Here is a 7,045-nt window from a genome sequence, read left to right on the forward strand (position 1 = left end):
GTCCGAACTCGCGGAGCCGCGGGGGCGACCGTCTACGTGACGGGCCGCAGCAGCGGCTCCGCGAGTTCGGACATCGGACGCCCGGAGACCATCGAGGGCACCGCCGAGCAGGTCACCGCGGCGGGCGGGACGGGCATCGCCATCCGCACCGATCACAGCCGTCCGGACGAGGTCCGCGCGCTGGCCGACCGGATCGCGGCGGACCAGGACGGGCGGCTCGACGTGCTCGTCAACTCCGTGTGGGGCGGCGACCCGCTGACCGACTGGGAGCATCCGCTGTGGGAGCAGGACCTCGACACCGGGCTGCGGCTGCTGCGGCAGGCCGTGGAGACCCACGTGATCACCAGCCGGTTCGCGCTTCCCCTGCTGGTCGCCCGCGGCCGGGGCCTCGTGGTGGAGGTGACGGACGGCAACACCGCCCGCTACCGCGGCTCGTTCTTCTACGATCTCGCGAAGTCGGCGGTGATCCGGCTGGCGTTCGCGCAGGCCGCCGAGCTGAAGCCGCACGGTGTCGCGGCCGTGGCCGTCACGCCCGGTTTCCTGCGGTCGGAGGCCGTCCTGGACCACTTCGGCGTCACCGAGGACAACTGGCGGGACGCCATCGCCAAGGACCCGCATTTCGCCTACTCCGAGACCCCCGCCTACGTCGGACGGGCCGTCGCCGCCCTGGCCGCCGACCCCGGCATCATTGCCAAGACCGGCCGTGCCCTCGCCACCTGGGGCCTGTACAAGGAGTACGGGTTCACCGACGTCGACGGCGCGCAGCCCGACTTCGCCGCCCACTGGGCCGAAGCCCTCGTGGACGAGTACGGGCCGCTCGGTGATCCGCTGTAGCGGCGGCGCGATCCGGCTATGACGGCGGCGCCTCGATGACCAGCCGGTCGTCTCGGGCCTCGACGCGCGTGCCGAAGGCGGCGCAGGCGCGGGTGAAACGGTCGGCGATCCAGCGGTGGTCGGCGTCCGCGGCCAGGCGGGTGCGGCAGTAGTCGAGGCGCAGCGGCACCGCCTCGATCCGGGACGGGCCCGTGCGGTCCAGCGTGATCAGGAACAGCAGCCCGAGGTCGTTGCGGCGCAGATCGTCGATGGCGTAGTCGTCGATGAAGTCGCCCATGTCGAAGATGACGGGCCAGGCCACGCCGTGGAAGACGTGCGCCGAGGTCCCCGCGATGAGCGTCGCTCCTGCGTCCAGAAGCTTCTTGGCCGCGCGCCGCACGTAGTGCAGCGGTTCCCGCGTCATGTTCGGGCCCCAGTGCGGCAGGACGAGCACGACGTCGTTGTCCGCTCGGAGCCGTCCGATCCGTTCCAGCAGGTGGCCGGGCACTCCCGTCTCCAGGTCGGCATGGGCGACGCCGGGACGTCCCGGCCCCGCGGCGAAGTCGGACGGGTGGTCGGTGACGCCCACCACCGCGACCCGGACGCCTCCGGCCTCCAGGACGATGCCCTGCCATGCGTCGTCGGCGTCGGCGCCCGCGCCGACGCGGCCGATCCCCGCCCGTTCCAGGATGTCGAGGGAGTCCCGCAGCGCGTCCGGTCCGTAGTCGAGCGCGTGGTTGTTGGCGAGCGTCACGCAGTCGACGCCGAGGCCGGTGAGGGCTTCGGCGGCAATCGGGGGCGCCCGGAAATGGAAGGGCTTGCCCGGCGCCTCCCATTTCCGGCCGCGGGCGGAGAGGCAGCATTCCAGGTTCACGAGCGCGAGGTCCGCTTCCGCGAACGCCTCGCGGACGCCGCCGGAGAACAGGTCACGCGGACCGGATATCGCGATCTCGTCCGCGACACCGCGTCCGAGCATGGTGTCTCCGGCGAGCGCCAAGGTGACGGTCATCAGGGCCCCCAATCGGCGGAGTACCGCCGTCCAGCCTACGAAGCGCGGGTGAACCAGGTGACCTGGGCGCCGTTGCCGAACGACTCCCGCCGGGTGGGCGTGAAGAGGGCCGGACGGAACTCGCCGGAGAAGGCGGGAACGCCGGCCCTGGCCACGACCGGGTAGCTCTTGACGATCAGTTCGTCGATCTCGGGGAGCAGCGCGGCGGCGAGCCTTCCTCCGCCGCACAGCCAGATGTCCTTGTCGCCGTCCTCGGCCTTGAGTTCGCCGACGATCCCGGCCGGATCGCGGACCAGGTCCACGGACGGGTCGGCGATCTCGTCCAGCGTGGTGGACGCGACGTACTGCCGCAGGTGCGCGTAAGGGCTGGTCACGTTGATGTCCAGCGCGGGCTGGTAGGTGCCGAGACCCATCACGAGCGTGTCGAACCGCTTGTTCGGCGCGCCCTCCAAGCCGACGTGCGCGCGGACGTGCGTCGGAAGGGTCTCCGGATAGCGCTCGTTGATCCAGGCCGCCATGTCGTCGCCGAGCGGGTAGAAGTCGACCTCGCCGCCCGGTCCGGCGATGTAGCCGTCGATGCTGACGCCGACGTAGTAGACGAGCTTTCGCATATTCACACTCCGTTCATAGTACTCTGTATGGAGTGATTTGAACGTAGTACTACGGATGGAGTGGTGTCAAGGTGCGCAGGAACGTCGAACGGAGGGCGGCGCTCGTCGACGCCGCGATCGAGGTGCTGGCCAGGGAGGGCGCGCGCGGGCTGACGTTCCGGGCGGTGGACGCCGAGGCGGGCGTGCCCGTCGGGACCGCGTCCAACTACTTCACCAGCCGGGACGACCTGTTCACGCAGGCGGGCCGCCGGATCTACGAGCGCCTGCAGCCCGACGCGACCACGCTGGCCGGACGCCTTGACGGGCCTCGCGACCTGGCCCGGGTCACCGAACTGCTGCGCGAGGTCGTCGGCCGGATCTCCGACTTCCGGACCGGCTACCTGGCGCTGCTGGAACTGCGGCTGGAGGCGACGCGGCGTCCCGAGCTGCGGGCCGTCCTGACCGAGCGGGTGCGCGCGGACGTGGAGGTCAACATCGCCCACCACCTGGAGTCCGGCCTGCCCGGCGACGCGACCACGGTGCGGCTGCTCTACCTGGCCCTCAACTGGCTGATCGTGGAGCACCTCACCCTGCCGGGAGTGTTCACCGACGAGGACGTCCAGGACCTCGTGGCCCTCGCGGTCGAACGCGCTGTCCCGCGCTGACGCGACGAGCCGGCGGCCTCACGCCAGCGGGCGGCCGGGACCCTTCTTGATCTGCTCGACGAACAGGCCGGCCAGGGCGCGCTGGCCCGCGATCGTCGGGTGGTAGCTGCGCGGCTCGGCCGAGAACGCCGACAGGTTCAGCAGCAGGCCGTTCATGTAGGCGTCCCTGCTGCCCACCTCGTGGCCGGCGAACGCGCTGTAGGCGTCGACGAACTCGACGCTGCCCTGGCCGTTCCGCGCGGCGATCCGCGCGTCGGCCTCCTGCGCCGACGCGCGGATCAGCCGGCTCAGGTCGTAGGCCCGCGCGTTCAGCCAGCGCTGGTCGTCCACGGTGATGTTGTCCCCGTCCACACCGCTGACCTCGGAGAACGCCTTCGGGTACCCCATCAGCACCACCCGCGCCCGCGGCGCCCGCGCGGTGATCTTGTCGAGCAGGTCGGGGAGGCTCTGCCGGAGCTCGGCCATCCGCCCGGCGACGTCCTCGCCCTGCCGGGTGCACCGCCTGCTCCACGGCATCTTGACCACGCACCCGGAGAGGACCTGGGAGAACCCGACGTCGTTGCCGCCGATGCTCAAGGTGACGAGGCTGGTGTCGGGGCTGATGCGCCCGAGCTGCGGCGGCTCCCCGCTGCGGCCGTTCAGGAAGTCGGTGATGGTGGCGCCGGAGCAGGCCCAGAACGAGGTGCCCTTCGCGAACCGGAACGCCCGCGCGACCTCGTGGTAGTACGCCTTCGACGTCCGGTGGCACCGGGCGAGCGGGTTCTTGTCGGCCACGGTCGCCTCCGCGCCGAGACCCGCCGAGTACGAGTCCCCCAGCGCCACATAGGAGCCCCGCGTCGCCGCCTCGACCGGCGTGGGTTCCTTTCTCGCCGCGACCGGATCGGCGCGCAACTCCGGCCTGGGCTCGCGGCAGCCGGCGCCGAACACCTCGCACCGCACGGCCGGGAGCGCCACCAGCGGGACGACGGCGAGCGCCAGCAACCCCACGAGCACGGCGAGTGCCAGCCCCCGTTCGCCGAGACGGCCCCGCACCCACGCCACCGGGCTGATCATCGTTCTCCTTCGCGTCCATGGGCGAGACGTCCGTGCCGCCTTCCGGGTTCCCGCCTTTACGTTGTAGATCTTTAAGTGACCGGCGCCCGCATGACGAGACGCGGCCCGAGCCGGTGCAGCCCGGCCTCGACCTCGGCGTCCCAGTAGGACCTGATCTCCGGGCCCCACCGCCCCTCGGGCAGTTCAACGAACCCGTGCTCGGCGTACCAGGGGCCGTTCCAAGGGACGTCCCGGAACGTGAGCAGGCTCACCCCGGGCGATCCGCCCGCGGCGGCGTGCGCCTTGACCGCGTCCAGCAGGCGGACGCCGATCCCCTGGCCGGTCAGGTCGCCGCGCACCGAGATCTGCTCCAGATGGACGGCCCCGTCGACCTCCTCGACCGCCGCGAACCCGACCGGCGGATCGCCCGCCACGAGGATCTCCCCGCCCTTCCCGATCAGTTGCTCCACCACCGTCGGCGCGGGCGGGAACACGATGCCGATCTCCGCGAACATCGCGTCCCCGGAACTCTCGATCGCCGGCAGCCCCGCCAGATCCTCCGGCCGCGCCGCCCGGACCTCGTACCCCATCCCGTGATCGTAGGCCGTCCCCGGCACCCCGTCCCTCCCCTCAAGGACAGAACTCGGCCATGGGCGGGCGCCCGCCGCGCGTCGTGAGTCGAAAGGACTCCATTTCGGTGGGACGGGGAATGGGGATTCCCGTGCCACGGCACTGGCCCGCGTGGAACCGTGGCGCACCCGGCGGTCATCGAGAAATGTCCGCGGGGCCAGCCCCAAGCGTCTATCGGACGGGCTCATATCCGGTGATTCCGCCGGACTTATTCGAATACTTCGGATTTGTCCGGCCGGGTTCGGTCACGGCCGGGCGGACGGAGCCGTCCAAGGTCATCGAGCCCGGCGGTGGCGAGGCATGCGATTCCGTGCCATGCTGCGGCACGTTTCGCCATTCGTGAGGCGAAATAGGGAGCGCCCCCAAAAAGAAATCACGACGGGAAAGGAAGAGAAGATGAAGCGGTACGAAACGCCCGTTCTCGTGGCGGCGGGCTCCTTCCGCAAGGCGACCGGTCTCCTCCTGCGCAACGGCAACGACCGTCTGATCTTCAGCAAGAACTGACGACGGCGGCCCCTCCACCATGCCAATGTCCGAGCACAGCGGCATGCCGGGTCACGGCGAGGCGTTCTTCGTGGTCCTGCCGGACCACGAGGCCGCCCTCGCCGTGGCCGCGGGCGTGCCCCGAGCCCGCACCCTGCGCCACCCCTCCGGGCGGCCCTGGCTGATCGGGAACTGGACGGACACCGAGATCACCGTGGCCGAGGCCGGCGACGCCCGGCTGGCGCTGATCGGCACCCGTCCCCACGACGTCGAACGGGTCGAGCGCGAGGCGGCGCGGCTCACGGGCCTCACCTCGCTCGACCGGCTCGCCCGCACGCTGCCCGGCAGCTTCCACCTGGTCGCCGCCCTCGGCGGCCGGACCCGCGTGCAAGGCGACGCGGCCGGGCTGCGGCTGGTCTTCCACGCGCGGGTGGGCGGCGTCTCGGTGGCGGCCGACCGCGCCGACGTCCTCGCCGCGCTGGCCGGTGCCGAACTGGACGAACGGCAGCTCGCGGTGCGGCTGCTGTGGCCCGTCCCCCATCCGCTCCCCCACGCGCCCATGTGGCGGGACGTCCACAGTGTGGAGCCGGGCGCCCACCTCGTCCTGGACGCGGAGGGCCGCGCCCGGACGCGCCGCTGGTGGTCGCCGCCCGAGCCGGAGCAGACCCTGGCCGCCGGGGCGGCCGAGCTGCGGACCGCGCTCGCCCGGGCGGTCGGGGTGCGCACGGCGGGCGGCGGCACCGTGAGCTGCGACCTGTCCGGCGGCCTGGACTCCACGTCGGTCTGCTTCCTCGCCGCCCGCGGCCACGCGGAGATCATCGCCGCCACGTGGCCGGGCCGCGACCCCATCGACGAGGACCTGCTGTGGGCGCGGCGGGCCGCCGCGCGGCTGCCCGGCGTCGAGCACGCGGTGTGGCCCGCGGACGAGTCGCCCCTGGTCTACGCGGGCCTCCTCGACATCGACGACCCCCTGGACGAGCCGTCCATCGGGATGATGGACCGGGCGCGGGTCCTCAGCCACGTCCCCCGGCTGGTCGCGAAGGGCAGCCGGTTGCACCTGACCGGCATCGGCGGCGACCAGGTCGCCTGGTGCTCGGAGGCGCACTACCACGGGCTGCTGCGCCGCCGGCCGCTGCCCGCGCTGGGCCGGCTGCGCGGGTTCCGGGCGCTGTTCGACTGGCCGTTCGGCCCGATGGCGCGGGCGCTGGCCGACGGCCGCACGTACCGGCGCTGGCTGGCCGGGACGGCGGCCGACCTCCGCCGTCCGCCGCAGCCGGCCGCGCTCGGCGCGCTCGGCTGGGACATGGCGCCCCGGCTCTTCGGCTGGGTGACGCCCGACGCGGAGCACGCCGCCAGGGAGCTGATCCGGGAGGCCGCCCGGTACGCCGAGCCGCTGGCGCCGGACCGGGGGCAGCACGCCGACCTGCAGGGCGTCCGGATGTGCGCCCGCATCGTCCGGCAGTGGGAGCAGATGAGCGCCCGCGCCGGGCTCCCGATGTCCTCCCCGTTCCTGGACGACCGGGTGATCGAGACCTGCCTCGCCGTCCGTCCGGAGGAGAGGGTCACGCCATGGCGGTACAAGCCGCTCCTGGTCGCGGCGATGCGCGGCGTCGTCCCCGACGAATGCCTGGCGCGGTCGAACAAGGCGGAGGCGTCGATGGACGCCGCCGACGGCCTGCGCGCCCACCATGGCGACCTCATGGAGCTGTGGGACGGCTCCCGGCTGGCCCGGCTCGGGCTGGTCGACGCCGCGCGGCTGCGGGCGCTGACGGCGCGTCCCGCGACCCCCGAGCTGCGTGAGGCGATCTTGTACACCACCGTCG

8 protein-coding genes are annotated in these 7,045 nt (G+C 72.6%); 4 read left to right on the forward strand and 4 right to left on the reverse strand.

Annotated elements, in window-relative coordinates; translation table 11 throughout:
* Positions 1 to 834: SDR family oxidoreductase (locus ETD83_RS37580; RefSeq protein WP_138649964.1), on the forward strand; the 834-nt coding region annotated here is incomplete at its 5' end.
* A 16-nt stretch (positions 835 to 850) separates the two neighbouring features.
* Here ETD83_RS37580 and ETD83_RS37585 read toward each other — a convergent pair.
* Both ETD83_RS37585 and ETD83_RS37590 read right to left on the reverse strand, forming a co-directional pair.
* Positions 851 to 1,822, reverse strand: coding sequence for a CapA family protein (locus tag ETD83_RS37585; RefSeq protein WP_138649965.1), 972 nt, complete (start codon positions 1,820 to 1,822; stop codon positions 851 to 853).
* A 35-nt stretch (positions 1,823 to 1,857) separates the two neighbouring features.
* Positions 1,858 to 2,433, reverse strand: coding sequence for a dihydrofolate reductase family protein (locus ETD83_RS37590; protein ID WP_138649966.1), 576 nt, complete (start codon positions 2,431 to 2,433; stop codon positions 1,858 to 1,860).
* 71 nt (positions 2,434 to 2,504) lie between these two features.
* On the opposite strand from ETD83_RS37590, the gene ETD83_RS37595 reads away from it, so the two are divergent.
* A complete protein-coding gene (locus ETD83_RS37595) occupies positions 2,505 to 3,077 on the forward strand; it encodes a TetR/AcrR family transcriptional regulator (protein ID WP_138649967.1) in 573 nt (190 codons plus the stop codon).
* An 18-nt stretch (positions 3,078 to 3,095) separates the two neighbouring features.
* Here the strand turns inward: ETD83_RS37595 and ETD83_RS37600 are convergent, their stop codons facing one another.
* Together ETD83_RS37600 and ETD83_RS37605 are read right to left on the reverse strand one after the other, a co-directional pair.
* Positions 3,096 to 4,130, reverse strand: coding sequence for an SGNH/GDSL hydrolase family protein (locus ETD83_RS37600; protein ID WP_138649968.1), 1,035 nt, complete (start codon positions 4,128 to 4,130; stop codon positions 3,096 to 3,098).
* 71 nt (positions 4,131 to 4,201) lie between these two features.
* The gene (locus ETD83_RS37605; RefSeq protein WP_138649969.1) at positions 4,202 to 4,699 is read right to left on the reverse strand and encodes a GNAT family N-acetyltransferase; all 498 of its coding nucleotides are present in this window, start codon (positions 4,697 to 4,699) and stop codon (positions 4,202 to 4,204) included.
* 436 nt (positions 4,700 to 5,135) lie between these two features.
* Here ETD83_RS37605 and ETD83_RS37610 point away from each other — a divergent pair, with 436 nt between their 5' ends.
* Both ETD83_RS37610 and ETD83_RS37615 read left to right on the forward strand, forming a co-directional pair.
* Entirely contained in the window at positions 5,136 to 5,243 is a 108-nt protein-coding gene (locus tag ETD83_RS37610; RefSeq protein WP_138649970.1) for a keywimysin-related RiPP, read from the forward strand.
* 25 nt (positions 5,244 to 5,268) lie between these two features.
* Positions 5,269 to 7,045, forward strand: a 1,777-nt coding sequence (locus ETD83_RS37615; protein ID WP_138649971.1) for an asparagine synthase-related protein, incomplete at its 3' end; no start/stop codon positions are given.

The organism is Actinomadura soli (assembly GCF_005889715.1).
Lineage (GTDB): Bacteria > Actinomycetota > Actinomycetes > Streptosporangiales > Streptosporangiaceae > Spirillospora > Spirillospora soli.

Excerpts from the sequence above, each read along its gene's own strand:
- ETD83_RS37590 (WP_138649966.1), bottom strand. The coding sequence starts at position 2,433 with ATGCGAAAGCTCGTCTACTACGTCGGCGTCAGCATCGACGGCTACATC.
- ETD83_RS37585 (WP_138649965.1), bottom strand. The coding sequence starts at position 1,822 with ATGACCGTCACCTTGGCGCTCGCCGGAGACACCATGCTCGGACGCGGT.
- ETD83_RS37610 (WP_138649970.1), top strand. The coding sequence starts at position 5,136 with ATGAAGCGGTACGAAACGCCCGTTCTCGTGGCGGCGGGCTCCTTCCGC.
- ETD83_RS37600 (WP_138649968.1), bottom strand. The coding sequence starts at position 4,130 with ATGATCAGCCCGGTGGCGTGGGTGCGGGGCCGTCTCGGCGAACGGGGG.
- ETD83_RS37605 (WP_138649969.1), bottom strand. The coding sequence starts at position 4,699 with ATGGGGTACGAGGTCCGGGCGGCGCGGCCGGAGGATCTGGCGGGGCTG.